Source organism: Vibrio sp. 1249-1 (assembly GCF_033340495.1).
Genome location: NZ_JAWOWJ010000424.1, coordinates 1 through 764, shown reverse-complemented (window position 1 = coordinate 764; position 764 = coordinate 1). Strand labels below are relative to the sequence as shown.

The window sequence follows — 764 nt, the reverse complement described above, 5'->3', positions numbered from 1 at the left end:
GCTACATATTGTTGTTGCTATGATTATTTTTTTACTGTTATTTTCACTGCAAACTTTTATTTTTGAAGATTTAATTAACATACCAGTATCAGTTGTTTCTTCCGCTCAATCTTTATACCAGATTATGGCTGTCGGCGTATTAGCATCTGTAGTAACCGTGCCATTTAATGCGCAAATTAATGCCAATGAAGATTTAGGTATTGATGCTGTGTTTAGTGTTTTTGAATCACTGCTTAAGTTGATTTCGGCATTTTTGATTATCCTCTTTGAAAATCAACTAGTCGCTCTGGGAACGTTGTTTGTCTCAGTTTCTTGGACAATGCTTATTGTGAAGGTGGTTTACTGTCGGATTAAATATGAAGAATGTAACCTTCTAAACTTCAAATTAGATATTGCCTTATTTAAAGAGATGGGATTCACCTGCCTGCGCTTGTCCATCGCTTGGAGCCGTATTTTTCCTAATGGTGATGAACTGGAGCCAAACGAAGAAGGACTGGCGTTTTACGACAACATTTTTGATGAGCTAGCCAAACACGACATGCAACCATTTGTGACGCTTTCTCATTACGAGATGCCTTACGCCTTGGTTGAGAATTATGGTGGTTGGGGCGATCGTCGAGTGATCGAGTTTTTCGAGCGTTACGCTAAAACCGTGTTAGAACGCTACAAAGATAAGGTCAAACTGTGGCTTACCTTCAACGAAATCAACATGTCTCTGCATGCACCATTTACTGGGGTTGGTTTGCCAGAAGACGCAACAGAGC

Annotated in this window: 1 protein-coding gene; it reads left to right on the top strand. The window is 39.7% G+C overall.

The window, feature by feature from the left end; all coding sequences use genetic code 11:
• Positions 1–19 precede the first annotated feature (19 nt).
• Positions 20–764 (top strand): family 1 glycosylhydrolase (locus R7Z50_RS26775; protein WP_318149653.1); only part of this gene is annotated, 745 nt, incomplete at its 3' end.